Source organism: Exiguobacterium antarcticum DSM 14480, assembly GCF_000685865.1.
GTDB classification, from domain to species: Bacteria; Bacillota; Bacilli; order Exiguobacteriales; family Exiguobacteriaceae; genus Exiguobacterium_A; species Exiguobacterium_A antarcticum.
Map to the genome: position 1 here is coordinate 1,018,141 of NZ_JMKS01000003.1, position 25,158 is coordinate 1,043,298.

General features: G+C 49.6%; 29 protein-coding genes. 3 read left to right on the top strand and 26 right to left on the bottom strand.

What is annotated here, in order from left to right; all coding sequences use genetic code 11:
• Positions 1-43 precede the first annotated feature (43 nt).
• From murA to prfA, 26 genes are all read right to left on the bottom strand, one after another.
• Positions 44-1,348 carry a UDP-N-acetylglucosamine 1-carboxyvinyltransferase gene (gene murA, locus P404_RS0106050; RefSeq protein ID WP_014971394.1) on the bottom strand — a complete coding sequence of 435 codons (1,305 nt, stop codon included), beginning with the start codon at positions 1,346-1,348 and terminating at the stop codon, positions 44-46.
• Positions 1,349-1,583: 235 nt separating this feature from the next.
• On the bottom strand, positions 1,584-1,817 hold the full coding sequence (locus P404_RS0106055) for a DUF1146 domain-containing protein (RefSeq protein ID WP_014971395.1): 234 nt from the start codon (positions 1,815-1,817) through the stop codon (positions 1,584-1,586).
• 330 nt (positions 1,818-2,147) lie between these two features.
• Positions 2,148-2,561, bottom strand: a complete 414-nt coding sequence (locus tag P404_RS0106060) for a F0F1 ATP synthase subunit epsilon (protein ID WP_012371539.1) — start codon at positions 2,559-2,561, stop codon at positions 2,148-2,150.
• A gap of 26 nt (positions 2,562-2,587) precedes the next feature.
• Positions 2,588-4,006 carry a F0F1 ATP synthase subunit beta gene (gene atpD / locus P404_RS0106065; RefSeq protein WP_014971397.1) on the bottom strand — a complete coding sequence of 473 codons (1,419 nt, stop codon included), beginning with the start codon at positions 4,004-4,006 and terminating at the stop codon, positions 2,588-2,590.
• A gap of 35 nt (positions 4,007-4,041) precedes the next feature.
• Positions 4,042-4,893, bottom strand: coding sequence for an ATP synthase F1 subunit gamma (gene atpG, locus P404_RS0106070; protein WP_014971398.1), 852 nt, complete (start codon positions 4,891-4,893; stop codon positions 4,042-4,044).
• Positions 4,894-4,950: 57 nt separating this feature from the next.
• Positions 4,951-6,459, bottom strand: coding sequence for a F0F1 ATP synthase subunit alpha (gene atpA, locus P404_RS0106075; protein ID WP_014971399.1), 1,509 nt, complete (start codon positions 6,457-6,459; stop codon positions 4,951-4,953).
• A 19-nt stretch (positions 6,460-6,478) separates the two neighbouring features.
• Positions 6,479-7,012, bottom strand: coding sequence for a F0F1 ATP synthase subunit delta (locus tag P404_RS0106080; RefSeq protein WP_014971400.1), 534 nt, complete (start codon positions 7,010-7,012; stop codon positions 6,479-6,481).
• Positions 7,012-7,545 (bottom strand): F0F1 ATP synthase subunit B, encoded by a 534-nt coding sequence (gene atpF, locus P404_RS0106085; RefSeq protein ID WP_014971401.1) that lies wholly within the window; start codon positions 7,543-7,545, stop codon positions 7,012-7,014. Before atpF ends, P404_RS0106080 begins: the two co-directional genes overlap by 1 nt.
• Before the next feature lie 136 nt (positions 7,546-7,681).
• Positions 7,682-7,894: a F0F1 ATP synthase subunit C gene (gene atpE / locus P404_RS0106090; protein ID WP_012371545.1), complete on the bottom strand. Its 213-nt coding sequence runs from the start codon at positions 7,892-7,894 to the stop codon at positions 7,682-7,684.
• A 75-nt stretch (positions 7,895-7,969) separates the two neighbouring features.
• Positions 7,970-8,713, bottom strand: a complete 744-nt coding sequence (gene atpB, locus P404_RS0106095; RefSeq protein ID WP_014971402.1) for a F0F1 ATP synthase subunit A — start codon at positions 8,711-8,713, stop codon at positions 7,970-7,972.
• 8 nt (positions 8,714-8,721) lie between these two features.
• A complete protein-coding gene (locus P404_RS0106100; RefSeq protein ID WP_014971403.1) occupies positions 8,722-9,108 on the bottom strand; it encodes an ATP synthase subunit I in 387 nt (128 codons plus the stop codon).
• Positions 9,105-9,323, bottom strand: coding sequence for an AtpZ/AtpI family protein (locus tag P404_RS0106105; RefSeq protein ID WP_014971404.1), 219 nt, complete (start codon positions 9,321-9,323; stop codon positions 9,105-9,107). Before P404_RS0106105 ends, P404_RS0106100 begins: the two co-directional genes overlap by 4 nt.
• A gap of 696 nt (positions 9,324-10,019) precedes the next feature.
• Positions 10,020-11,153: a non-hydrolyzing UDP-N-acetylglucosamine 2-epimerase gene (gene wecB, locus P404_RS0106110; RefSeq protein WP_026830271.1), complete on the bottom strand. Its 1,134-nt coding sequence runs from the start codon at positions 11,151-11,153 to the stop codon at positions 10,020-10,022.
• A 127-nt stretch (positions 11,154-11,280) separates the two neighbouring features.
• Positions 11,281-11,910, bottom strand: a complete 630-nt coding sequence (upp, locus tag P404_RS0106115) for a uracil phosphoribosyltransferase (protein ID WP_012371551.1) — start codon at positions 11,908-11,910, stop codon at positions 11,281-11,283.
• A 76-nt stretch (positions 11,911-11,986) separates the two neighbouring features.
• The gene (locus tag P404_RS0106120; protein ID WP_026830272.1) at positions 11,987-12,964 is read right to left on the bottom strand and encodes a hypothetical protein; all 978 of its coding nucleotides are present in this window, start codon (positions 12,962-12,964) and stop codon (positions 11,987-11,989) included.
• Between the two features lie 106 nt (positions 12,965-13,070).
• Positions 13,071-13,715, bottom strand: a complete 645-nt coding sequence (locus P404_RS0106125) for an ABC transporter ATP-binding protein (RefSeq protein ID WP_014971409.1) — start codon at positions 13,713-13,715, stop codon at positions 13,071-13,073.
• Entirely contained in the window at positions 13,712-14,743 is a 1,032-nt protein-coding gene (locus tag P404_RS0106130) for an ABC transporter permease (protein ID WP_026830273.1), read from the bottom strand. Before P404_RS0106130 ends, P404_RS0106125 begins: the two co-directional genes overlap by 4 nt.
• A gap of 70 nt (positions 14,744-14,813) precedes the next feature.
• On the bottom strand, positions 14,814-16,184 hold the full coding sequence (locus P404_RS0106135) for a HAMP domain-containing sensor histidine kinase (RefSeq protein WP_026830274.1): 1,371 nt from the start codon (positions 16,182-16,184) through the stop codon (positions 14,814-14,816).
• Entirely contained in the window at positions 16,181-16,849 is a 669-nt protein-coding gene (locus tag P404_RS0106140; RefSeq protein WP_026830275.1) for a response regulator transcription factor, read from the bottom strand. Before P404_RS0106140 ends, P404_RS0106135 begins: the two co-directional genes overlap by 4 nt.
• Positions 16,850-16,950: 101 nt before the next feature.
• Entirely contained in the window at positions 16,951-18,210 is a 1,260-nt protein-coding gene (gene glyA / locus P404_RS0106145) for a serine hydroxymethyltransferase (protein ID WP_026830276.1), read from the bottom strand.
• Between the two features lie 110 nt (positions 18,211-18,320).
• A complete protein-coding gene (locus P404_RS0106150) occupies positions 18,321-18,860 on the bottom strand; it encodes a TIGR01440 family protein (protein WP_034774064.1) in 540 nt (179 codons plus the stop codon).
• Positions 18,861-19,301 carry a ribose 5-phosphate isomerase B gene (gene rpiB / locus P404_RS0106155; RefSeq protein WP_026830278.1) on the bottom strand — a complete coding sequence of 147 codons (441 nt, stop codon included), beginning with the start codon at positions 19,299-19,301 and terminating at the stop codon, positions 18,861-18,863. It abuts the gene before it with no gap.
• 5 nt (positions 19,302-19,306) lie between these two features.
• A complete protein-coding gene (locus P404_RS0106160) occupies positions 19,307-19,822 on the bottom strand; it encodes a low molecular weight protein arginine phosphatase (protein WP_012371560.1) in 516 nt (171 codons plus the stop codon).
• A gap of 17 nt (positions 19,823-19,839) precedes the next feature.
• Positions 19,840-20,838 carry an L-threonylcarbamoyladenylate synthase gene (locus P404_RS0106165; protein WP_014971416.1) on the bottom strand — a complete coding sequence of 333 codons (999 nt, stop codon included), beginning with the start codon at positions 20,836-20,838 and terminating at the stop codon, positions 19,840-19,842.
• Positions 20,835-21,683, bottom strand: coding sequence for a peptide chain release factor N(5)-glutamine methyltransferase (prmC, locus tag P404_RS0106170; protein ID WP_026830279.1), 849 nt, complete (start codon positions 21,681-21,683; stop codon positions 20,835-20,837). Before prmC ends, P404_RS0106165 begins: the two co-directional genes overlap by 4 nt.
• Positions 21,683-22,741 carry a peptide chain release factor 1 gene (gene prfA / locus P404_RS0106175; protein WP_014971418.1) on the bottom strand — a complete coding sequence of 353 codons (1,059 nt, stop codon included), beginning with the start codon at positions 22,739-22,741 and terminating at the stop codon, positions 21,683-21,685. Before prfA ends, prmC begins: the two co-directional genes overlap by 1 nt.
• A gap of 192 nt (positions 22,742-22,933) precedes the next feature.
• Between prfA and P404_RS0106180 the strand changes: the two genes are divergently transcribed.
• Genes P404_RS0106180 through P404_RS0106190 form a run of 3 tightly spaced genes read left to right on the top strand, consistent with a single transcriptional unit; the run spans position 22,934 to position 25,117 of the window.
• Positions 22,934-23,302: a GntR family transcriptional regulator gene (locus P404_RS0106180; RefSeq protein WP_014971420.1), complete on the top strand. Its 369-nt coding sequence runs from the start codon at positions 22,934-22,936 to the stop codon at positions 23,300-23,302.
• Positions 23,296-24,162: an ATP-binding cassette domain-containing protein gene (locus P404_RS0106185; protein WP_026830280.1), complete on the top strand. Its 867-nt coding sequence runs from the start codon at positions 23,296-23,298 to the stop codon at positions 24,160-24,162. The genes P404_RS0106180 and P404_RS0106185 overlap by 7 nt, the downstream gene beginning before the upstream one ends.
• Complete coding sequence (locus P404_RS0106190) at positions 24,155-25,117, top strand: hypothetical protein (protein WP_026830281.1); 963 nt, start codon at positions 24,155-24,157, stop codon at positions 25,115-25,117. Before P404_RS0106185 ends, P404_RS0106190 begins: the two co-directional genes overlap by 8 nt.
• Positions 25,118-25,158 lie beyond the last annotated feature (41 nt).

A 25,158-nucleotide genomic window follows, 5' to 3' on the forward strand; every position in this document is an offset into this window, starting at 1 on the left:
TTTTTGAGAAAGTCGTCAAGAATATAGGGAATGAAATAAGAGCTTAAAGCTTCGTAGCTGCTGTTTCTTCAATCGCAACCGTTTCTTCCGTAATCCGCTCGACATCTGCGCCGAGTGCTTGTAATTTAAGGTGGAAATCAACATATCCACGATCGATATGGTGTAAGGCTCCGACACGTGTTTCGCCTTCAGCGATCAATCCTGCCGTGACAAGTGCTGCTCCTGAACGAAGATCCGTTGAGAGAACTTCTGCGCCTTGGAGCTGGATGCCGCCTGTGATGATGGATGAACGTCCTTCAATCTTGATATCGGCATTCATCCGACGGAATTCTTCGACATGCATGAAGCGGTTTTCGAAGACCGTTTCCGTGATGACTGACGTACCTTCTGCTTTTAAGACCAATGCCATCATTTGAGCTTGGACATCTGTCGGGAAACCAGGGTGTGGCATCGTCTTGACATCAATCGCAACAAGCTTTTTCGGTCCGATGACACGAAGTCCTTCTTCTGTATCCGAGATCTTGACGCCCATCTCTTCCATTTTTGAGATCAATGGACGAAGGTGTTCACGCTCTGCCCCGATGACTTCGACGTCACCTTCTGTGATGGCGGCTGCAATCATGAACGTACCCGCTTCGATCCGGTCTGGAATGACATAGTGGTTGCCACCATGAAGTTTTTCGACACCTTCGATACGGATCGTCTCTGTTCCAGCACCACGGACTTTTGCACCCATTGCGTTCAAGAAGTTAGCGAGATCCACGATTTCAGGTTCTTTGGCGACATTTTCGATGACAGTTGTTCCTTCAGCAAGTGTTGCTGCCATCATGATGTTTTCAGTCGCACCGACGGATGGGAAGTCCAAGTAGATTTTTGCGCCTTGAAGACGGCCATCGACTTGTGCTTCAACGAACCCGTTCCCGATGATCGTTTTCGCACCCATTGCTTCAAAACCTTTTAAGTGTAAATCGATTGGACGTGAACCAATTGCACAGCCACCCGGCATCGCGACACGCGCGCGACCGAGACGAGCAAGGAGTGGTCCCATGACGAGAATCGACGCACGCATCTTACGAACGTATTCAAGTGGTGCCTCATCTTTTAGTTCTGCTTCCGCATTAACCGTCACCGTGTTTGCTTCGGCATCAAATATCACTTCTGCATTCAAATTACGTAGGACATTATTGATTGTATAGACGTCTGCAAGACGTGGGACATTTTGAAGGACTGATGTTCCTTCTGAAGCAAGCAATGTTGCGACCAATGTTTTTAAGACTGCATTTTTTGCACCCTCTACTTTTACCGTTCCAGCTAGTTTACGTCCGCCACGGACAACAATTTTTTCCATTACTCATACTCCTCTGCTTTCGTTTCTGTTCTACTATTTATAATTCGCGATTGGTGTGAATCATAGTTGAAGACCAACGCATGATAGAAGAGAAACACACTGTAGTTTATCTCTCGTTCCAAATCCAACACGACTTTTCAGCTTTACAATGGTTTTGTTTCTTCATTATAAGATTACTATCCTGTTCCATACTAAATCAGATTTCCAATTTAGGGTTTACAATGAAGTTACAAGTTCACCCGACTAAGAACTGGAGACGCTGTGCGAATCCGGAATAATCGAGTAAAAAGCGGGCAACAAGTGAACCGAGCGCAATGGCAAGTGACACTCGCAAGGCAACCGCCTGTGGTCCTTTAGGATGTTGCAGGAACTTCTCCCATTTGACCGGAAGGAGTGCCCACCAGGCGAAGACGATCGCCGTGAGATAGACGAGCATACTGACTAATGCACTTAAACCGATTGACGTCACTGTTCCTGCACCTCTTCTGTTTCTGTTTTAGGTTTTCCCAACCTTACCATGATTTCATACAATGAATGATTGCGCAAACAAAATGACACAAGATAATTTATTTTAGCGTATAAAATATATTATTGGAAGATGATTATGGAAAATTCCGCATAATAAGATTGAAAAATGTGTGAAGAGGACACATATAGTGTACTTTTACGTTTTTGACCGTTGTTAAACCTGAATGCCTTCACTCTTTTATGAGAACGGTTGTCCCAACGGATTTTATTGACCAGTCATCAAAAAAAAGACCCGATTTCCATTGACGGAAACCGGGTCTTTTTACTTGGTTCAATCGCGACCATACTCTTTTAGGTTGAGACGGTTGATTGCGCGTTTCAATGAAAGCTCAGCGCGTTTGAACTCAAGATCTGATAATTTCGTGTCCTGGAGACGACGTTCTGCACGGACTTTTGCAGCAGAGGCGCGGTCATAATCGACCTTATCCGCTGCTTCAGCCGTTTCCGCAAGAACCGTCACTGTATCCTGGCGCACTTCCATAAAGCCACCGCTGATAGCGATCAACGTGCGTCCGCCATCTTCGTGGCGCAACTTCAAGATGCTGATGTCGAGTGGTGTTACGAGCGGTACGTGGTGCGGGAGAACCCCGATCTCACCAGATATCGTTTTCGCAACGACCATACGGACATCGCCATCATACACTTCGCCATCCGGGGTGACGATATTGACATGAAGTGTGTTCATCTCAAGTCCCCCTTATGCTTTGTCACTTAGACAAGCGTCTTCGCTTTTTCAATCGCATCTTCGATCGGACCGACGAGACGGAATGCTTCTTCCGTCAAATCATCGTGTTTCCCACCGAGGATTTCTTTGAAGCCGCGGATCGTGTCCTTAACCGGGACGTACGATCCTGTTTGTCCTGTGAACTGCTCAGCTACGTGGAAGTTCTGCGACAAGAAGAACTGGATACGACGCGCACGGTGTACAGTCAATTTGTCTTCTTCAGACAACTCGTCCATACCGAGGATTGCGATGATATCTTGAAGTTCTTTGTAACGCTGAAGTGTTTCCTGAACTTGACGTGCTACGCCGTAATGCTCTTCGCCGACGATTTCCGGTGAAAGGGCACGTGATGTAGAAGCAAGTGGATCCACGGCAGGATAGATCCCCATCTCAGAGAGACGGCGCTCAAGGTTCGTCGTTGCATCTAAGTGAGCAAACGTCGTCGCAGGAGCCGGGTCAGTATAGTCATCGGCTGGTACATAAACCGCTTGGATCGATGTAACCGAACCTTTGTTTGTTGACGTGATACGCTCTTGGAGCATACCCATCTCTGTAGCAAGTGTCGGCTGGTAACCAACGGCAGATGGCATACGACCGAGAAGGGCCGATACCTCTGAACCTGCTTGTGTATAACGGAAGATGTTATCGACGAAGAGAAGAACGTCTTGTCCCTGCTCATCACGGAAGTATTCCGCCATCGTCAAACCAGTCAAGGCAACACGAAGACGTGCGCCCGGCGGCTCGTTCATCTGACCGAAGACCATCGCCGTTTGTTTGATAACGCCTGAATCCGTCATCTCATGGTACAAGTCATTACCTTCACGCGTCCGCTCACCAACACCTGCGAATACCGAGATACCGCTGTGCTCTTGCGCGATGTTGTTGATCAATTCCTGGATGAGGACGGTCTTACCTACACCGGCACCACCGAAGAGACCGATCTTACCACCCTTGATGTAAGGCGCGAGTAAGTCAACGACTTTAATTCCTGTTTCGAGGATTTCAACTTTTGTTGAAAGGTTATCAAACGTCGGTGCTTTTTTGTGGATCGGAAGACGTTCCACGCTTGCATCGAGTTCTTTTTCATCAATTGGGTTACCGAGTACGTTGAAGACGCGACCAAGCGTTGCTTCTCCGACAGGTACCGAGATTGGAGCACCAGTGTCCAGTACTTCCACTCCACGGCGTACACCATCCGTAGAATCCATCGCAATGGTACGGACGACATCGTCACCAAGGTGCAAGGCGACCTCAAGCGTCAAGTCGATAGCCACTTCTTCTACTGTTTGCGGCGTATATTGAATACGAAGCGCGTTGTAGATGTTCGGCAAGTGTCCGTCGAACTTAACGTCGATGACAGGTCCCATGACCGCGACGACGCGGCCTTTTAAACCGAGTTCGTTCATCGTGTTTCCTCCTAGCTATCATTACGCCGAGTGGATTACTGCTGGGCAGCGGCTCCACTGACGATCTCTGTGATTTCTTGCGTGATTGCAGCTTGTCGAGCCCGGTTGTAGACGAGAGTCAATCGACCGATCAAGTCATCTGCGTTATCTGTCGCACTTTGCATTGCTGTCATACGTGACGCATGTTCTGCTACTTTCGCGTCAAGAAGCGCACCGAAAATCAAGCTCTCCGCATAACGCGGAAGGAGTTCAGAAAGGATTTGTTCCTCACTTGGCTCGTACTCATAAGTCGTCGAAGACGAAGCTTCGATTTCTCCGAGTGGGAGAAGGGTTTCGACTTTCACTTCCTGGCTGATGACAGACATGAAGTGGTTGTAGCACAGCTTGAGTTCGTCGATTTCGCCGAGCGTGAACGCACTCACTGTACGCTTCACGATTTCTGCGACATCGACATACGAAGGAGAATCGTTTAGTCCTGTGATCGCGTCCGTGACCGTGATTCCGCGTGAACGGAAGAACTGGACACCGACTTTACCGACCACGAACAAGACGTAACTGTCCGTAGTATGCTTTTCATTGATTTCCCGGTAGACTTCACGCAGCACGTTGGCGTTATATGCACCAGCTAAGCCGCGATCCGATGTGATGACGATATAGCCTGTCTTTTTGACAGGACGTTTTTCGAGCATCGGATGGCTAGCACCTGTCGTGCCATTCGCAATGGTTCCGAGCACTTCCTGCATTTTCAGCATGTAAGGCTGGAACTTCGCGCTATGTGCTTGAGCGCGGTTCAGTTTCGACGCCGAAACCATGTTCATCGCTTTCGTGATCTGTTTCGTACTTTTCGTCGAGTTGATCCGCATTTGTATCTCGCGCAACGATGCCATTTCGATTCACCACCTTGTTAGTATCAAGAGCGTCCGGCCGAGCCTAAGAGAAACCTCTTAGACAGTCGGCTGGAACGTTTTCTTAAATTCTGAGATTGCAGTAACGATTTCTTCGTCAGCTGGAAGGTTACCTGTTTTACGGATCTCATCGCAAAGTTGTTTGCGGTTTTGATCGAGCCAAAGGTTGAGTTCCTTTTCAAAACGACGAATATCTGAAACGGCAACATCATCAAGGTGACCACGAGTCAAGGCATAGATGATGATGACTTGCTTATCGACAGTCAACGGTTGGTTGAGATCCTGTTTCAGAACCTCTACTGTCCGCTCACCACGGTTAAGCTTCGATTGTGTCGCTTTATCAAGGTCAGATCCGAACTGTGAAAAGGCTTCTAACTCACGGTAAGAGGCGAGGTCAAGACGGAGCGTACCCGCTACCTTCTTCATCGCTTTTACTTGAGCCGAACCACCTACACGCGATACCGAGAGACCCGGGTTGATCGCTGGACGGACACCTGAGAAGAAGAGATCCGATTGAAGGAAGATTTGACCATCCGTGATTGAGATTACGTTTGTCGGGATGTAAGCCGAGATATCCGACGCCTGTGTCTCGATGAACGGAAGTGCTGTTAAGCTACCGCCACCCAGTCCGTCATTCAATTTCGCTGCACGCTCAAGGAGACGTGAGTGAAGGTAGAAGACATCACCCGGGTAGGCTTCGCGGCCTGGTGGACGCTTCAGAAGAAGCGAAAGCTCACGGTATGCCGCTGCTTGTTTTGAAAGATCATCATAGATGACAAGAACGTGCTTGCCGAGATCCATGAAGTGTTCACCCATCGCTACACCAGCGAATGGTGCGAGGTAAAGAAGTGGCGCCGGCTGTGAAGCTGCTGCCGAAACGACGATCGTGTAATCAAGTGCACCGTTTTTACGGAGTGTCTCAACAACACCACGGACCGTTGATTCTTTTTGTCCGATTGCGACGTAGATACAGATCATGTTTTCTTCTTTTTGGTTGATGATCGTATCGATGGCGATCGACGTCTTACCCGTCTGACGGTCACCGATGATCAACTCACGTTGGCCGCGACCGATTGGAACGAGGGCATCGATTGCCTTGATTCCCGTCTGAAGTGGTTCGTGAACCGATTTACGTGCCATAACACCAGAAGCTTTACGCTCGATTGGGTTATAGTGTTCTGTTTCGATTGGACCAAGACCATCGATCGGCATACCGAGCGGGTTGACGACACGTCCGAGGAGTGCGTCTCCTGTTGGTACTTCCATGATGCGGCCCGTACGGCGAACAGAGTCGCCTTCTTTGATTTCAAGGTAGTCACCAAGAATGATGATACCGACGTTGCCTTCTTCTAAGTTTTGCGCCAAGCCCATTGTGCCGTTAGCGAATTCTACGAGCTCTCCCGACATGACGTTGTCGAGTCCGTGTGCACGAGCGATACCATCACCGATTTGGATGACTGTACCTGTCTCGTTCACTTCCATCGTAGAACCGTACTGCGCGATACGCGCTTTAAGCAGGGCGCTGATTTCTTCAGCTCTAATGCTCATGCGTTTCACCCCTATTTTCTTACGCTTTTAACAGCTCACGCTCAAGTCGCGTTAGTTTCGTTTCGATCGTGCCATCATATGTCGTGTAACCGATTTGAACACGAAGTCCACCGATTACGTTCGTATCAACAACATTTTCTACTTCAAGCGTTTTACCTGATTTTTGGCCAAACGTTTCTTTCACATTCGTGAGTTCTGCGTCTGACAGTTTGTATGCACTTGTTACGATTGCTGTCGCAACGTTACGGTGCTCATTTAACAACGCAATGAAATGCTCCGGCAATGATAATACTTCCGCCGCGCGGTCGTTTTCGACCATGACGAGGATCGTATTCAAGACAATCGTGTTGAAGCCTGTGAAGCTCGTATGAAGTACTTGCTTCAGCTCTTCTGCAGAAATCGATGGGTTGTCTAACACCGATGCGAGCTCTGGTGTTGCGTGGAGCACTTCGCCGAGCGTTCGCACATCAGCTTCTGCTTGTTCGAGCACATGGTGCTCAAGTGCAAGATCGAAGAGCGCTTTTGCGTAGCGTCCCGCTACGTGGTCACGCATTAGTTCGTGCCCTTAGTGTCAGCAAGGAATTGATCGACGAGTGCACGTTGTGCTGCTTCGTCTGTCGCAAGCTGTGTTTTCATGACGTGGCGTGCTGCAGCGATTGCTTGAAGAGCAACATCGTTCTTCAAAGCAGCTTGTGCTTCAGCGCGTTCACGTTCGATTGCACGGCGGGCTTCTTCCTTGCTCAATTCTGTTTCAACACGTGCCTGCTCCATCGCACGTGCTTGTTCTGCCTCAGCTTGACGGCGTGATGCTTCTAAAAGGTCACGTGCTTCCGTACGTGCCTTGTTAAGTTCTGCTTGTTGTTGTTCTACGTAGACTTCAGCGTCTTTCCGGCTTTTTTCAGCCGAATTGATCTCGCTCGCCACATGCTCTTCACGCGCTTTCATCATGTTGATGAGCGGGCCCCATGCGAATTTCTTCAAGAGGATGAGGAGCAAGAGGAAAACGACGATCGTGACGATCATATTGGCAAGTAAGAGTTGGCTGCCTTCGCCGCCTGCCTCTGCCGCAAGATACGTGAGATTCATTCGATTACACTCCCCTCGTGGTTGGTCCTACTTCAATATCTACATAAGGGAGCCAAAGCTCCCGTGACGGTTCACTCTTGCTGAACGAATAACGCCCTATGTAGCTCAGTTCTTTGTACGTAAGATTAAATACGGATTAAGAGTTGAGGAGAAGGAAACCGACCGCTACACCGATGATTGGAAGTGCCTCAACGAGACCGATACCGATGAACATTGTTTGACGAAGTTCGTTTTTGAGTTCTGGCTGACGTGCTTGTCCTAATACTGTACCGTTTACGATAAGACCGTTACCGATACCTGCGCCAAGTGCGCCGAGTCCGATGATGATCGCTGTTGCAATAAGTTCCATGATGAATTGCCTCCCTAGATTGTGTTCGAAATTTGGTCGTACCGTTATCGGAAAAGCAGATGCTTTACCTTCGAATTAATGGTCGTGCGCTGCCTTATGCCCGATGTAAACCATCGTTAAGATAAGGAAGATATACGCTTGGATTGCTCCGATGAAGAGCGAGAATCCTTGCCAGATAATCATTGGGATCGCTGACAGGATGACACCGACTGGTCCGAAGAATTGGAAATCGTTCGTTCCAGAGATGATTCCGATCGAGAGAATGATACCAATCATGATCTCACCCGCGAAGATGTTACCGTAAAGACGAAGACCAAGTGTCAACGTGTTTGCGAACTCCTCGATGATGGTGATGATGAACATCGGCGTCATAAACGTTTTCGCATAAGCGCCGAAGCCGCGCATTTTCACACCGTAATAATGGCTCATGACCACTACCATAGATGAAAGTGCAAGTGTCACGTACGGATCCGCAGTTGGTGAGTTGAACCAAATGTAGTGACCCGTCACAACGTTAAAGGGAAGACCCATTAAGTTGGACACGATGATGAATAGGAACAGTGTCATTCCGAAAGTTAGGAAGCGACCCCCTGTTTTCCAGTCCATCGTACTGCTGATGATTCCGCGAACGAATTCGAGGAATAACTCCAGCGTGTTTTGAAAACCGGTTGGCTTCATCGCAAGACGTCGCGTACCGGCCACGGCAATCAGGAAAACGAGAGCAGCTGCAATCAGCACTGTGATCAAGTTTGTCCAACTACCGTACAGAACGAAGTCGCCCCAGAGTGGGATTTCGTAAAGTGGCATTTCGTGGTTCATTTGACTATTCACCTCTTTTCCCGCTTAAGTTCGTGAGTAAAAAACTCACAAAATTGTATGACGTGGCCGGCGAGAAGGCCTATTACCACCGCAGTTAATGACAATTCGGTTTCATACTTCAAACCGATCATCACACAGAGTACCGCGACCGCCATGCGTGATACGGTCCCTCGAGACATTGGCTTACGCCCCCGCTCGATTACACGATACATTCGATCGACGCTTAATCGCTGAAGCGTCAAAATCATGAAGCTACCTGCCCCACCTAATGCCAGCCCATAAATCACTGGATCACTCGGATAACCGACAAGTAACAGGACGGCAAGGATTCCATAGTAGAGTCCGAACCATCTTAAGTACGCACGATACAACGCATCTTGAAGGATGATGTTCATGTCTTGTCTCCTAACAAGTGCCTGATCATTGCGATCATGCAGAGAATTCCGATGAAAATCCCGATGAACACTGAAAACGTCGCGCCCATCTTTTGCCACCAGTCCTGCTGTTCCCCATAGTTCCCAACAAGAAAGCCGATGACGATCGGTGCGGCAAGTGCCGTCGAAATTTGCGAGGCCATGACCATACTCGTCGCGAGCCCTTTTTGGCGCACTAGAGACGACCCCCTTTTCCCAGTTGTGAGCTCTTTTTCTTTCCCACAATTTGCGGATTTTCATACTAGTCAAGAATACAATGAGAACCATTTCATAGTCAAATGAATTCACAATTAAAATGGAGCGTCAAAACCATTGTATATCAACAATTGATAAGGTTTTCACAGAGGTATCCCATGCCACTCTTTTCACGAAGATGTGAAGAAAATATGTAGTGCTATCAACGTTTAGCGAGATGGTTCACTAGGTGAACAAAACCATTGAACAGTAACGTTATATCGTGTTTCGGAATGAGAAACAAGTCGTCTAAATTTGATTTGTGTCGATTTTGTGAAAAAACAATTTTTATTCACAATTGTAAACGCTTCCGTTTCGGGACGAAAAAACGCCTCTGACATCTGTTTGTAACAACTACGGCGGACGATTTCCAATTGGTCTCGTGTGTCCGTTGTCACAGCGTAAAATGTCATCGGTCGTTTTGTCGTTTCGAGGTCATATGTCAGCTATTTTTAACAAAAACCATATATTCATTTCTATAGGTGAGTGACTTGACCTCGCTTTCTCATCTCGCTTTCCTCGGGCAAAACGCAAGTCGCATCGGTCAAAATCATCCTGCTTCCATCACTGAATCAAGATCAGAACATCGAGTGATTCACCTGTCATGAACGTTCATGAAGAATAACTCGTGTCACAAACTAGTTTGCCCGAAACGGTTCTACTACCGGTCCTTGATTAAAATGTTGCAAAATCGCCGCCGCAATCCGTTCTGAGGCATGACCGTCCCCGTATGGATTCGAGGCCCGGGCCATCTTCTTATACGCCGCTTCGTCTTCAAGCAACTCGCTCGCCAGACGGTAAATCGTTTCTTCATCCGTTCCGGCCAGCTTCAACGTTCCCGCTTTGACGCCTTCCGGACGTTCCGTCGTATCGCGTAAGACGAGAACCGGCACACCGAGTGACGGGGCTTCTTCCTGAACGCCGCCGGAATCCGTCAAAATGAGATGGGCCCGGCTGGCAAAGTTATGGAAGTCAAAGACGTCAAGCGGTGGAATCAAGGTGATGCGGTCGTGTCCTCCAAAAACATCATTCGCTGCTTCCTGGACGACCGGATTCAAGTGGACCGGGTAGACGACATGAATATCCGGGTGGTCATCGACGAGACGCCGGATCGCCCGGAACATCTGATGCATCTTCGTACCGAGATTTTCACGCCGGTGGGCCGTCATCAGGACGAGTCGTTTCGAACCGATCTGTTCGAGGACGGGATGGACGTAATCCGGTTGGACCGTCGTTTGCAGGGCATCGATCGCCGTATTTCCGGTCACGAAAACGCCCGCATGTCGGTTTTCCGACGCTAAATTCGCCGCTGCCTGCTCGGTCGGTGCAAAATGCAAGTCGGCCAGCGTCGAGGTCAACTGCCGGTTCACTTCTTCCGGGAACGGTGAGTACTTGTCATATGTACGAAGCCCAGCTTCGACATGACCGACGGCAATCTGGTTGTAGTAGGCAGCGAGACTTCCGACAAACGTCGTCGTCGTGTCGCCATGAACAAGAACAAGATCAGGTTTTACTTCCTTCATGACGGCGTCGAGCCCTTCAAGACCTCGCGTCGTGATATCGACCAAGGTCTGCCGTGCTTTCATGATGTTCAAGTCGTAATCGGGCGTAATCTCGAACAGCTCCAAGACTTGATCGAGCATCTCCCGGTGCTGGGCTGTGATCGTGACATGGACATCAAACGCAGGATTGTTCTTTAAGACGTTGACGAGCGGTGCCATTTTGATGGCTTCCGGTCGTGTGCCGAAAATCGGCATGACTTTGATGGGCATACGGACTTCCTCCTTCTTGCTTCTGTTTTCATTAAAACATATTCCATGTCACGTGCGCAGTGCACGTCCGTGACGAGTTTACAAAAAAAGACGCTCCCTTCGCAGGAAGCGCCTTTGATTCTGCCGGTTACTTTGTACCAAACAGACGGTCACCCGCATCCCCGAGTCCAGGAACGATGTAACCATGGTCATTTAATTTCTCATCGAGTGCCGCGAGATAGATATCGACATCCGGATGCTCTTCCTGAATGCGTTTGACGCCTTCAGGTGCTGCGCAGAGGCACGCGAGCTTAATGCTTTGTGCGCCTTGTTTCTTTAAAGAGGAGATTGCGTCAGCAGCAGAACCGCCTGTCGCAAGCATTGGATCAACGACGACGAAATCGCGTTCTGCGACGTCTGTCGGTAATTTGAGATAGTATTCTGTCGGCTCAAGTGTTTCCGGATCACGGTAAAGACCGATATGCCCTACTTTGACGTTCGGCATCATCCGAAGCATTCCGTCGACCATCCCAAGACCGGCACGAAGGATCGGAACGATCCCCAGTTTCTTGCCCTCGATCATCTTTTGCGTCGTTTTCGTGACCGGTGTCTCGATTTCAACGTCGGTAAGTGGAAGGTCACGCGTGAGTTCATATGCCATCAATGAAGCCACTTCGTCGACAAGCTCCCGGAATTGTTTCGTTCCTGTTTCGACTTTACGCATGATCGTCATCTTGTGCTGAATCAATGGGTGATCAAATACATGTACTTTACTCATTGTTTTGCATCTCCTCTCCATTCTCTTTTCGCATTGTACTCTAAAAAGCGACCGCTTGGGAACTGTTTTCTTCGAATCAATCCCCTAGCGTACTCTTCCCTTCCAGGATTGCCTTCGCAGCATAAGACCATTCGTTGTCCGGTTGTTTCGCTAATTCCTGTAACGTCGTTTTATAGTTTCCGACTTTATTTTTTTGTTCGTAAACAGCCTGCATCCATAAGACATCACTCATGTAACCGGATTCCGGAAAGTCATTCCGGTAGGCCATGTAGTCACTTTGTTTTGTTTCCTTCAGCTTTCCGGCTGCAATCAACTTATAGAAACGCGCCATACCGGCTGTCTCTTTATTCGTCAGGACATTTCCGGTCAATAGTTGGTTCGCCGTTTCATACTCTTTGGACTGAACAGAAGAGACTGCCTCTTTAAGGGCTTGCTTCGGGTCCTTCGTTGACGCCTGCGGCTCCTCTGTTTGCTTTTCTTTCGATTGATCGGCTTTAGGCTTTTGGGTTTCCGTCTTTTTTGCTTCAGACGTCGCCAGCTTCTCATTTTTTTGCTTCAACTGTTCGACTTCTTTTTCTAAAGACGCCAGCTTTTGTTCGACGTTCGTTTGTTCCGAAACTTTTTTCGGCGCAGCTTCCTCGGAAAAATCAAATTGAGTGACCCCGATGACGAATAGACCGGCTACGACGATCCCGCCTAACCACAACGGATTGGAATGAAGATTTTTTTTCCATGGCTTGAGTTGCGGATGGTTTTGTACCGCAGCAGGAAAGGTCGAGAAGCGTTTTCGGATTAATCGTTTCCCGCCGATTTTTCCTGCAATCGCTAATCGATAACGGTAGATTTCTGCCGGTAACGGCAGGTTTTTCCATTGCATGAATCGTGCATCGGCCTGTTCATAAAAACCCGCTTGTTCCATGATGACAATTGCTTTGAAATCTTCAATCAGGCGTTTATAATCACGTTTTGATAAACTTTTATCTTCCAACCATTTCGTAATTTGTGCAGTATTAATCGTCTCTAGTTCCGACTGTATGAATTTAGATAAGTTCATCGTTTAAATCCACCCTTAGATTATTCGTGTTCAGTTCAGTATATCAAAAATACTGCTCTAACTTTTATTTTTAGTGTGAAAACAAAAGTCAGAGCAGTATCCTGTTTTAATTGATTTCTTGAATCTGTCCATCTTCCATCCGCAAAATACGGTCACAATACGTCAGCATCCGTTCGTCATGGGTGATGACGATGACGGTTTTTCCGTACTGATGTGCCTGCTTACGCAACAATTCCATCACCTGTTGTGCGTTTTGATAATCAAGGCTCGCCGTCGGTTCGTCCGCTAAGACGAGGCGTGGATCATTGACGAGGGCGCGGGCAATCGCCACCCGTTGCCGTTCCCCACCGGATAAGGCGTGGGGTAAGTGATCGTGTCTATCGTGTAAGCCAAACACGTCTAATCGGGCAGCAGGATCAATCGTTCGACCTGCTTCTTCCGCTACGAGCTCGAGTTGTTCTGCTGCCGTCAGAAACGGAACGAGGTGTGACTCTTGGAAGATGAAGCCGATTTCTTCGAGTCGCATCTGACGTCGTCCCTCGTCCGATGTATCACTGACATTCGTGCCATCAAACTGAATCACACCACTGGAAGGCGTCTGCAGTAGACCAAGCAATTGGAGTAACGTGCTTTTGCCACTTCCACTCGGTCCGACGAGGGCAATCAGCTCACCTGTCTCAGCTTCAAATGAGATGTCGTGCAGAACCTTCATCTCTCCATACGTTTGTTCGACGTGCGTCATCTTAATCATCCCGTCATTCCTCCCATCGCATCAGCCGGCTCGAGTTTTTTCAAGGCACGTAACGGAATCAATCCACCGAGTAAGGCGGTCACGACAATCAAACCCCCATATCCGAAACTCGTTGCCCATTCAAACCGGAACGGTAAATCGTCCGGCAAGAGCTGACCGATCGTCCAGGTCAAAAGCAGACTGATTAAAAACGAGACGGCCGTCAAAACAAATATTTGCAAGACGAGTCCTTGTCCGATCGTTCGTGTCCGGATCCCGATCGCTTTTAAGATGCCGAGCTGTTTCATCTTCTGCATCGTCAAGATGTAGAAAAAGGCGGTCAAAATCAGGGAACCGATCAAGACGAGGGCAACCCGCATCATTTGGAATGAATTTTGTTCTGCCGCATAACCGGGCACTTGCTCGACGATCTGTTGTTTCGTGTACGTCGCAAGGTCCGACTGGATCGGAACCTGACTGAGGAACGCTGACACATAACTTGTCTTCATCTTGTGTTGCCATGTGTTCCACGTCTCGAGTGTCGTCCAGAGAACCGGTGCATGACTGTACCGTCCATCGCTGACCGTCCCGACGATTTCAAACGTCGTCTTCGTCCGGAAGTCCGTGATCGTATCACCAACTTTTGTTCCGCTTTGTTTTGCATACTCCGTATCGACCAAGACTTGTCTCGTCTTCAATTCCGACAATTGGCTTGGTCCATAGGTCGTGTCGGCTGGAGACGCAAATACCGTCACATCATCTTTTGTGCCATTCTTTTTCTCAAGGACCATACTTTGGACCCCTAACGCTTCCGTTCCGGACGGCTGATCGGCTTGATCTAAAAACGATCGTGTCAGTTGTCCTTCGGCGTCTTGGCTGAGCGCCATCTGTTCGACCGGTAAGTTCCGGACGACGGCCCCGTTATCATACGCCAGTCCGTCCGCAAGACCGGAAATCATTAAAATCAATAAGACGATCAAGGTCGTCACGATTGCCATCAAGGTGAACCGTTGTTTCATCCGAATTAATTCACGCCACCCCATCTTCATCTGTTATCCCTCCTGCTTGTTCATTACAAGTCTTATCTTAGAGGGGGAAGATGAACGGAACATGAACAAGTTACTCGGCTCGGGGAAAAGTTAAGACAAACGTCGTTCCGATTCCAAGTGTCGACTCGATAAAGACCTCTCCACCGAGTTGATGGATCGTTTCCTGCACGATCGCAAGACCGAGTCCCGTCCCGGCCGCCCCGCGCGCCGCGTCTCCCTGATAAAATCGTTCGAAGGCATGTTCGATCATGTCAGGCGTCATCCCTGGTCCTTCATCCCTGATCCGGACCGTAACCGTCTTTCCTGTGGTCTCGGCTTGAATCGAAATCAGTTGTCCGTCGGTCGAGACATGCAGTGCATTGCGGATGATGTTGTGGAAAATATGGTCCAGTGCCAGCTCGTTCGCAAGGATACGCGTCCCGTCCGGTACATCCAGCGCGACGGCAACCCCTTGTTCGTCCAGTTGATAGCTGAGTGTCTGTAACGTCGACTGAATGGCGTGACCAAGCTCCATCGGACTCCGTGTCAGTTGCCGTCCTTCGTCTAGTCGGGCGAGTACAAGCAGTTGCCGTGTCAGTTCCGCCATCCGCGTTGCTTCCTGACCAATCGTCACCAGTTTCGCCCGGTCGTCCGGTTGCACCGTCTGTTCAAGTTGTCCGGCGTACCCTTTGATCGTCGTCAGTGGGGATTGGAATTCGTGGGAGACATTCGCGACAAACGTTTTTCGTTCCGCATCGGATTTTGCGACGGCTTGCGCCATCTCGTCAAACCGACGCGACAGTTCCCCGATTTCATCCTGTCCCGTCGTCGCGACCGCGACGGAATAATCTCCCGTCGTCATCTGTTGTGTCGCTTTCGTCAATCGTTTGATCGGACGGACGAGATAACGAATTGAAAAGACAAGCAGCAGAAAACTGATCAGGACGAGTAACCCGAGAAAGGCACCGACGAACAAATGCAACTCACGAATCTGCCGGCTTAAATCAGGACGGATGAAAACAGCGTCCGTTCCCGTGTCTGTTTGTAAGGCCGCGCCATACGTATTGATGACTTCGTTATCAAACAGTCCGAGTAAAAACAGATGAAACGGATACTCCCGCATCCCTTGATAGACTTGACCGTCCCGAACCATCTCGACGATGTCAGGTGCGATCGTCTCATCCCGAAACGGATTACCGTAGCGCTCGATTTCTCCTGTATCCGAGACGACATATAATTGAAAGCCGGTCGCACTCAGCATTTCGTAAAACGAGTCGATCTGTTGGTCCCCATGTTGTTCATAATAGGCAAAAGACGTCTGAACCGCCTCTTCGACCTTTTTACTATAAGAAGCTTGTAAGATGGTGTAATACAACAGATTACTGATCAATAAAGCAATCAAGGCCGAGCCCAGCAAGACGAGGCAAACGAGACCAACAATCTTCGTATATAACGATTTCATGACTGGGTCTCCAATCGGTAGCCGAGTCCGCGGACCGTCCGGATCTCGATCGCGTCCGTTCCTTCCAAGCGACTCCGCAGTCGTTTGATATGGACGTCAATCGTCCGGTCGTCCCCCATGAAGTCGAGTCCCCAGACGTGTTCAATCAATTCCTCGCGACTGAAAACCCGTCCCGGAAAACTGGCCAGCTGGTGCAACAGTTCAAATTCACGCCGGGGAATCGTCAGTTGGGTCGTGCCGATCATCAGCTGTTGGCTCCGTTTATCGATCGTGACGTCACCAAACCGAATGACGGGCATGCCCGCTTTTTGATAACGCCGCGCGACGGCATGAAGACGAAATACCAATTCTTCCGGATCAAACGGTTTCGTGATGTAGTCGTCCGCTCCGGCTGTAAATCCCTCCCGTTTATCCGTCAGCTCGCCGAGTGCTGTCAGCATCAAAATCGGAATTTCCTGACTTGCTCGTAACAGAGCGCATAATTCAAAGCCGCTTCGTCCCGGGACCATCACATCGAGAACCGTGGCTTCAAATACCTCTTCTCCGATCCAACGTGCTGCTTCGTTGCCATCCGCCGTCGCCCGGACACCGTGTCCATCCGCTTCAAGCGTTTCACAAATCAGTTGCTGGATGTTTGGATCATCTTCGACTACTAGGATTTTCATGGTGTGTTCCTCCTTTTCGAATCCAACCGGCTGCATCAGAAAAACCACCCCGCACTTCTCATCGTTCGAAAAGGTCGAGGTGGTCTTGAGGCATCCGAAACTTAACCGCGTTCCGGGTAAAGCGGGAAACGACCTGTCAAAGCCACGACTTGCTTGTGGGCACTTGTCAGTGTTTCGTTGTCTTCTGGATTTTTCAGAACAAGCTCGATCAGTTCTGCGATCTGTTTCATCTCGGGTTCTTTGAAACCACGTGATGTCATCGCCGCCGTTCCGATCCGGATGCCGCTCGTGACGAACGGACTTGCCGGGTCAAACGGAATCGTATTTTTATTAACCGTGATGCCGGCTTCGTCCAGCGCATGTTCCGCCAGCTTCCCTGTGATGCCAAGCGGTTGCAGGTCGACGAGCAACAGGTGGTTGTCCGTGCCGCCCGAGACGATCCGCAGACCGCGTGCCGTCAACTCTTCTCCGAGGACTTTTGCGTTCGTGACGACTTGTTGGATATAGTCCTTGAAGTCCGGTGCCAGTGCTTCCGCGAACGCAACGGCTTTCGCTGCGATGACGTGCATGAGTGGGCCACCTTGGATCCCCGGGAAAATCGATTTGTCGATTGCTTTTGCATGTTCTTCTTTACAAAGAATCATTCCACCACGTGGTCCACGAAGTGTCTTATGCGTCGTCGTCGTGACGAAATGCGCATGTTCGACCGGGTTCGGGTGAAGACCTGCTGCGACGAGTCCTGCAATATGCGCCATGTCGACCATCAAATAAGCGCCGACGCTGTCCGCGATTTCACGGAATCGTTTGAAGTCGATGACGCGCGGATAAGCCGATGCTCCCGCAACAATCAGTTTAGGTTTGTGTTCTTCCGCAAGCTTCGCGACGACATCGTAATCGATCATCTCTGTTTCTGGATCGACGCCGTACTCGACGAAGTTATATTGAACACCGGAGAAATTCACAGGACTACCGTGTGTCAGGTGACCACCGTGTGAGAGGTTCATCCCGAGGACGGTATCACCTTGGTCAAGAATCGTGAAGTAGACAGCCATGTTGGCTTGTGCACCTGAGTGCGGCTGCACATTGACATGTTCCGCTCCGAAGATCGCTTTTGCGCGGTCGCGTGCCAAGTTTTCTGCTAAATCGACGAATTCACAACCTCCATAATAACGACGGCCCGGGTAACCTTCTGCGTATTTGTTGGTCAGCACGCTGCCTTGAGCTTCCATGACAGCTTGTGAGACAAAGTTTTCTGAAGCGATCAACTCGATATTATCGCGTTGACGTCCTAGTTCCTTGCGCATGGCCGAAAAGAGTTCCTCATCTTGCTGTTTCAGATACGTAAGCGGTGTTTGTTCCATCTGAATTCCCCCATTCATTTCGATAGGACTATCTTAACACGAATAATTGATCACGTGCATCCTCTAAAAACACATTAAAAAAGCAAGGGGAGTGCAACCCCTTGCGCAAATCATTCGTATTTAGCGCGAGCGCCACCAATCAGTTTTGGTCGTGTGACGGCGGCCGTCACGTGCGCTTCACCGATTTCACGGTGCGGCAGACGAACCGGAATCGCGACCGGTTTCAAATGCATCCCGATGAACGTATCGCCGATATCGATGCCGGCATCCGCCTGAATCGTCTCGACGACGACCGGAGCAGAAAACCGTTGATAAGCGACACTTGCCATCGAGCCACCGGCTTCCGGCACTGGGACGACCGTCACGGCTTCAAGTCCTAAACGTTCGACGATTTGCCGCTCCAGTGTCAACGCACGGTTGATGTGTTCACATCCTTGAAACGCAAGATCGACTTGATGCGAACGACGGAATGCGTCGAACACGTCAAACAATGCTTCTGCGATTTCAGGTGAACCGGCCTTACCGATCTGTTTGCCGATGACTTCGCTTGTCGAACAACCAATCACAAGCAATTTTCCTTTGAGGGGAAAACGTTCATTCAGCTCGGTCAACGAAGCCTCCAGATTTTGTTTGATTTGTTCTATATCCATTTACTTCACCTCATAATCCGAGATTTTGCAGACACGGTTTTCGTGACGTCCGCCTTCAAACTCGGTCTCAAGCCAAATCTTCGCGATATCACGCGCAAGACCCGGTCCGATGACACGTTCGCCCATCGTCAAGATATTCGAGTTGTTGTGCTGACGTGTCGCTTTTGCGCTGAACGTATCATGGACGAGTGCTGCCCGGATGCCTTTGACTTTGTTCGCAGCGATACCGATTCCGATCCCCGTCCCGCAAATTAAAATCCCGCGGTCGAATTCACCGTTCGCGACCGCTTCCGCGACCGGAATCGCGACGTCCGGATAATCGATTGAGTCGGATGAATAGGTACCGAAGTCCGTATAATCCATTCCGAGCTCCTGTAAGAGTTCAGTCAGTTCTGCTTTTAACTTAAAACCACCATGGTCTGCTCCGATTGCTACTTTCATTGTTACTATTCCCCCGTTTGTTTAGGTTGTTTTTTCGGAAGTTTCCGGTTGTCCGGTGCTTTTCTTCCGTTTCCATTCTGCGTTAATTTTAACACAAGACGGTTGACGAGGGGTTCGAGTTCGTTTCGGACCTGCCGGTAGACATTCATCGATCCACCGTATGGATCATTGATGTCCCGTTCAAGTCCCGTCACGTATTCATACAGCGTAAACGTCCGGTCCTTCAGTTCCGGGTACCGCTCGCCGACTTCTTGCTTATGACTCCGTGTCATCGTCAAGATGATATCTGACCAACGTCCGAGGACGTCGTCAAACACTTGCGTATAATGTTCCAGCTCGATACCCCGTTCACGCAAGACCTGCAACGCGTTTTCAGAAGCATCAAATCCTTGCATCGAACGTAATCCAGCCGAACGGACATCAAATTCTTGATCAGCGACTTTTGAACGAAGTAACGCCATCGCCATCGGGCTTCGGCATGTGTTTCCTGTACAGATAAACAATACACGACGTGTGCTCATCTCAGTATCCTCCTTCTTTACGGGCGAATGATCCGACCACCTGCTGCCTTATGGAGCCGATTTCGGACTGCTAGCCCAACCCCTTCTTCTGATAGGTCTCGTACAAAAATCTGATCTACCGTCGTCTGATCAAACCGCCGTAAACAATCGTAAAGACGTTGCGCTGCCGTTTCCATCGTTGAACCGAGGAAACAACGGACATCCGCTTCGATGTCTTCTCCGTCAAAGAGAATGACGCCTGTCTTTTGTCCAGTTTGGCGTGCTTCATCGATGAGTTGTTGCAGGAATGAGAGGTCGCCCACTACGACGGACAATGTTGCTTCCGGTGCGTAGTGCGTGTACTTCATGCCTGGTGCCTTCGGTGTCTGGTTCTTCATCGATAAGGCAGGATCGAGTGCCACCGTGCCGATCACTGCTTCAATCTGTTCGCGTGTCACACCGCCCGGCCGTAAAATCACCGGTGGATTCGCTGTACAGTCGATGACCGTCGATTCTACACCAATCCCGGTTTCCCCTCCATCGACGATTGCGGCGATGCGTCCCGAGAGGTCATGTGCGACGTGCGCAGATGACGTCGGTGAGGGTTTACCGGATCGGTTGGCACTCGGTGCGGCAAGACCCAGTCCGGTCGCTTCGATCAATTGAAGCGCGAGCGGATGGTCCGGCATCCGTAATCCGATCGTATCCAGTCCTGCGGTGACGAGTGAGGACGCGCTCCCGTTTGAATCCAAAATGATCGTCAAGGCACCCGGCCAAAACGTATCCATCAACTGGGTTGCGACATCCGGAATATGAGTGACGAACTGCTTTGCCTGTTCGATGGATGCGACATGGACAATCAACGGATTGTCGGAAGGTCGACCCTTCGCGGCGAAAATTCGCCGAACGGCCGTTTCATTCGTTGCGTCTCCCGCCAGACCATACACGGTCTCGGTCGGAATCGCGACGACCTCTCCTTCCAGTAACAGTCGTACCGCTTCATTTAATGTCTCTTGCTGAATCATTTCCGTCTTCACTCCGTACAATCCTTTCGTTCCGCATACACGATACGGTCTTTACCGTTTATATCTTTTAAAATACCCGTTTCCGCAGTTGGATAACGTTTTTTTAACATCATTTGCACTTCATTGCCTTGATTGTGTCCGATTTCAAACGCAATCAGTCGAAAATCGGCGCGTAAGACCCGGCTACTGTCCTCGATCAATCGGCGGTAAAACACTAAACCATCTTTTCCGCCAAACAACGCGAGGTGGGGCTCATGGTCAAACACGACATCACTGAGCAATTCATCTTCTTCAATATAAGGAGGATTCGAGACCAACACCCGGACCGAATGATCGGCGAGCGGTGCCAGTAAATCCCCTTCTAAAAACGTGACCTCTCCGCCAAGTGCCTGTTGGTTTTCTTTCGCGACGGCGATCGCATCCGCTGAAATATCGACCGTCGTGACGGGTTGCCCGAGTTCAAGCGCAATCGTCAGACAGATCGCTCCGCTTCCGGTTCCGATGTCGACGATTTCCCCTGCTTGAAACGATTCCCCTTGCAACCGTCCCGTTACGAATTCAATCAATTCTTCCGTTTCCGGTCGCGGAATCAGGACCGCGGGGGAGACACGAAAATCACGGCCGTAAAACGGCTGATATCCAATCAGGTGTTGGACAGGTACACCATTCAAATGGGCCAATACATATTCACTGAACAACAGGTCCTGTTCCGGTTCAAGCTCATCCGATAACCGGATCAATAATCCGGTCCGGTCGACCTGTAAGACGTGCATAAGTAACCATTCGGCACTCGAGGCCTCGCGTCCTGCCGTCACGAACATCGTTTGTGCCTGATTGAGTCGTTTTGCGATCCGCATCAGTTTGCCGCCTCCGATGCCCGCGCTTGATACTCCATGACGAGCGTGTCGATGACTTCATCCATCTCGCCTTGCAGAATCCGGTCGAGCTTCTGGATCGTCAGACCGATTCGGTGATCCGTCACCCGGTTTTGCGCAAAGTTATACGTCCGGATCCGTTCCGAACGGTCGCCCGTCCCGACCGCCGATTTTCGTTTTTCATCGTACTCGGCCTGTTGCTCGCGCTGAATCTTATCGTAGACGCGGGCCCGTAAGACCTTCATCGCTTTTTCTTTGTTTTTGATTTGTGATTTTTCATCCTGACAGCTGGCGACGATTCCCGTCGGTACGTGCGTGACACGGACGGCCGACTGAGTCGTATTGACTGACTGTCCTCCCGGTCCACTCGAGGTGAATGTATCGACACGGACGTCCTTGTCATGGATCTCGACTTCGACGTCTTCAGCTTCCGGCAAGACAGCAACGGTCGCGGTCGATGTATGGATCCGTCCGCCGGATTCCGTCGACGGGACACGTTGAACCCGATGCGCCCCATTTTCATATTTCAGCTTCGAGTAGGCACCGCTGCCCTTGACGATGAAGATGATTTCTTTATATCCACCGAGTTCAGTATAACTGGCATCGATGATCTCGATTTTCCAGTTTTGTTTTTCGGCGAACTTCGAGTACATCTTAAAGAGATCACCGGCAAACAATGCGGCCTCATCACCGCCGGCTGCTCCACGGATTTCGACGATGACGTTTTTATCATCGTTTGGATCTTTCGGCAGTAACAAGGCTTTTAATTTTGTCTCGAGTTCCTTGATTTCCGGCTCGAGGAGGGCGACCTCTTCTTTCGCGAGATCGCGCATCTCCGGATCCGTCAACATCTGACGCGCCTCCTGATACGACTCCATCTTGTCGCGGTAGATCCGGTAGACTTCGACGGTTGGTGCCAGCTGTGATTGTTCTTTTGACACCTCACGCAATTGATTTGTATCTTTAATGATGGCTGGATCCGCCAACAGGTCATTTAATTTTTCATAACGATCTTCCAGGGCACTTAATCGTTCTAACATCTTCGGTCATCCTTCCTGCTAGTTCTTCTGTCGTCAGTATAGCAAATATTCATGCGGACGTTATGCAGAAGAGCCGTTTCTTCTTCCTGATCAAGCTTCTTTTGATCGCAGATGGACGTCTATTGACTTCCGAAACGGAACTTCCTATAATTAGTGTACTAATTGAATTAATACACTTAAGGAGGTAATCGAATGTTTACGGTCGATCCAAAAAGTTCAGCACCGATTTATGAGCAGTTGGTCGCCCAAATCATCCGTGCGATTGCCCGTGGTCTGCTCCGGTCCGGTGAACAGATGCCGTCTGTCCGCGAACTCGCAAGCAACCTGCTCGTCAACCCGAACACGGTCTCCCGCGCTTATCAAGAACTCGAAAGCCGGAATTTCATCGTCACGATGCGCGGCAAAGGTTCGTTCATCTCTGACTTACCGCTGGAACAGGTCAAACGTGCCGCCATTCAGAGCCATGTGCAGACATTGTGCGTCGTCGCTGACGAACTATCGATATCAAACGAAGACTTGTATCAGTTACTGATTCAGACAAGGGAGGATTTATCATGTTGACCGTGTCTCACCTGACCAAACAGATTGATTCCAAAATGATTTATGAGAATGCCTCGTTTACATTACCCGCCGGTACGATCACGGCATTGATCGGACGCAATGGCGCCGGGAAGACGACGTTGCTCAAGACACTAGTCGGATCGCTCGAGCCGTCACGGGGAAAGGTCGAATGGAACCAGCAGTCGATCCACCATGTTCCGGCTGCACGACAACATCTGTTTTTAGTTCCGGACTCCGTCAGTGTCTACCGTCAGATGACGCTCGGCGAACTGATGGAATTTTATCAAGCCTTTTATCCGAACTTCGAACGGACCTATATCGAAAACTACTGCCGTTCGTCGAATCTCGATCGTGGACGTCGTGTGACCTCGCTCTCGAAAGGTCAGGCCCAGCTGTTTTTACTGCAGTTGGCATTCGCGACGAATGCTCCCGTCTTGTTGCTCGATGAGCCGACGGACGGTCTCGACCGGATCAACAAACGGGATTATCTGAAACAACTGGTCGCCTTGCTTGCGGAACGTCAGACGGCTGTTCTAATCGCTTCCCACCAACTCGAGGAACTGGATTCATTAGCCGACCGGGTGATGACGATCGAACACCATCTCGTCAAGGAACCGAAGTTATTAGATGAAGCAAAATCAAGTATGCAAAAATGGCAAGTCGTCTATGAAGTCATTCCCGAATTCCAACATAACGACGTTCACATCTTGTCGCAGACCGGACGTGTCGTCACACTGATCATCCGTTCGGAGGCAGGCGCAAAGTACGTCGAAGAGACCTCTCCGCTACTTAAGGATGCGTTACCGGTTCAAATGGAAGATTATTTTTTAGGCACGTTTGGAGGCGATCATCATGTATAAACAATTGATTCGGTATCACATCAAACAAGGGATTTGGCCCCTCGCCTCGTTTTTCCTACTGGCAGTCTTCAGTTATGGATTCGGCAGTTATACCGTCATCGATAACTTCGGTACGTATAACGGGATGGAGACAGAAGCGATTCAATCCGTTCTCGTCAGTCCAAGTTTTGCGGGATTCGGTGCCATCTTGATTGCCGTCTTCGCGATTTTGATGCTCGGACAAGAACGCGGCAGCGGTCGGAGCTTGATGTTACACGCTTTACCTATTAATAAGAAGACGCTCTACTGGGTCAAATGGGGACTTGGTGTCGTTGTCTTATTGGTTCTTCCATTGCTTGGTTTTTTTGTCAGTTGGCTCATCTTACAGGGGCTCGGTGGTATCAATCCGTTTGACTATGTGACGTTAACTGACCTGGCTTTCGACTTCCTCTCGTACTTCTTGTTTGATCTCGTCGTCTTTAGTATCTTTCTTTTGGCAGGAACCATTGCTGGCGATGTCATCGGACAACTGTTGCTCGGACTCTTTTTCCTGTTCTTGAACTACCTAACGTTTTTCGCCATCATGGCGGTCGTGACGCTTGGACTAGGACAGACTGAAGAAGACGGTTCCTTGTTTGATGTCTTGATGACGACCGCTTCACCGTTCACGTTACTGTTCCAAGGTGAACAACTAACGAGTGCCCTCTTATTCCATGCCGTGTTACTTGTGATTTTAGTCAGCTTTGGCAGTCTGTTGTATGTGCGGAGCGAAAATGAACGACTCGGTCGTTTCACCGTCTTCCCGAAGATCCATCCGTTCTTGATCATCGTGTTCTCCGTCTATACGACGATTTTACTCGCTGCCGTCATCGGCATCATCTCGTCTGAAAATCAATTTCTATATTGGCTTGCTGTCGCGATTCTTGCTTGGCCGGCGTTCAGCTCCTACCGCCGGATGATTGGGTGGAAACGTTGATTCCGTGCTACACTATGCCCAAACTCTTGGATAAAGGACGG

Bases quoted from the DNA above. Each gene is read 5' to 3' on its own strand.
- murA (WP_014971394.1), bottom strand. From the start codon at position 1,348: ATGGAAAAAATTGTTGTCCGTGGCGGACGTAAACTAGCTGGAACGGTA.
- P404_RS0106060 (WP_012371539.1), bottom strand. From the start codon at position 2,561: ATGAACACACTTCATGTCAATATCGTCACCCCGGATGGCGAAGTGTAT.
- atpD (WP_014971397.1), bottom strand. From the start codon at position 4,006: ATGAACGAACTCGGTTTAAAAGGCCGCGTCGTCGCGGTCATGGGACCT.
- atpG (WP_014971398.1), bottom strand. From the start codon at position 4,893: ATGGCATCGTTGCGCGAGATACAAATGCGGATCAACTCGACGAAAAGT.
- atpA (WP_014971399.1), bottom strand. From the start codon at position 6,459: ATGAGCATTAGAGCTGAAGAAATCAGCGCCCTGCTTAAAGCGCGTATC.
- P404_RS0106080 (WP_014971400.1), bottom strand. From the start codon at position 7,012: ATGCGTGACCACGTAGCGGGACGCTACGCAAAAGCGCTCTTCGATCTT.
- atpF (WP_014971401.1), bottom strand. From the start codon at position 7,545: ATGAATCTCACGTATCTTGCGGCAGAGGCAGGCGGCGAAGGCAGCCAA.
- atpE (WP_012371545.1), bottom strand. From the start codon at position 7,894: ATGGAACTTATTGCAACAGCGATCATCATCGGACTCGGCGCACTTGGC.
- atpB (WP_014971402.1), bottom strand. From the start codon at position 8,713: ATGAACCACGAAATGCCACTTTACGAAATCCCACTCTGGGGCGACTTC.
- P404_RS0106100 (WP_014971403.1), bottom strand. From the start codon at position 9,108: ATGAACATCATCCTTCAAGATGCGTTGTATCGTGCGTACTTAAGATGG.
- wecB (WP_026830271.1), bottom strand. From the start codon at position 11,153: ATGCCCATCAAAGTCATGCCGATTTTCGGCACACGACCGGAAGCCATC.
- upp (WP_012371551.1), bottom strand. From the start codon at position 11,910: ATGAGTAAAGTACATGTATTTGATCACCCATTGATTCAGCACAAGATG.
- P404_RS0106120 (WP_026830272.1), bottom strand. From the start codon at position 12,964: ATGAACTTATCTAAATTCATACAGTCGGAACTAGAGACGATTAATACT.
- P404_RS0106125 (WP_014971409.1), bottom strand. From the start codon at position 13,715: ATGATTAAGATGACGCACGTCGAACAAACGTATGGAGAGATGAAGGTT.
- P404_RS0106130 (WP_026830273.1), bottom strand. From the start codon at position 14,743: ATGAAGATGGGGTGGCGTGAATTAATTCGGATGAAACAACGGTTCACC.
- P404_RS0106135 (WP_026830274.1), bottom strand. From the start codon at position 16,184: ATGAAATCGTTATATACGAAGATTGTTGGTCTCGTTTGCCTCGTCTTG.
- P404_RS0106140 (WP_026830275.1), bottom strand. From the start codon at position 16,849: ATGAAAATCCTAGTAGTCGAAGATGATCCAAACATCCAGCAACTGATT.
- glyA (WP_026830276.1), bottom strand. From the start codon at position 18,210: ATGGAACAAACACCGCTTACGTATCTGAAACAGCAAGATGAGGAACTC.
- P404_RS0106150 (WP_034774064.1), bottom strand. From the start codon at position 18,860: ATGGATATAGAACAAATCAAACAAAATCTGGAGGCTTCGTTGACCGAG.
- rpiB (WP_026830278.1), bottom strand. From the start codon at position 19,301: ATGAAAGTAGCAATCGGAGCAGACCATGGTGGTTTTAAGTTAAAAGCA.
- P404_RS0106160 (WP_012371560.1), bottom strand. From the start codon at position 19,822: ATGAGCACACGTCGTGTATTGTTTATCTGTACAGGAAACACATGCCGA.
- prmC (WP_026830279.1), bottom strand. From the start codon at position 21,683: ATGCGGATCGCAAAACGACTCAATCAGGCACAAACGATGTTCGTGACG.
- prfA (WP_014971418.1), bottom strand. From the start codon at position 22,741: ATGTTAGAACGATTAAGTGCCCTGGAAGATCGTTATGAAAAATTAAAT.
- P404_RS0106180 (WP_014971420.1), top strand. From the start codon at position 22,934: ATGTTTACGGTCGATCCAAAAAGTTCAGCACCGATTTATGAGCAGTTG.
- P404_RS0106185 (WP_026830280.1), top strand. From the start codon at position 23,296: ATGTTGACCGTGTCTCACCTGACCAAACAGATTGATTCCAAAATGATT.
- P404_RS0106190 (WP_026830281.1), top strand. From the start codon at position 24,155: ATGTATAAACAATTGATTCGGTATCACATCAAACAAGGGATTTGGCCC.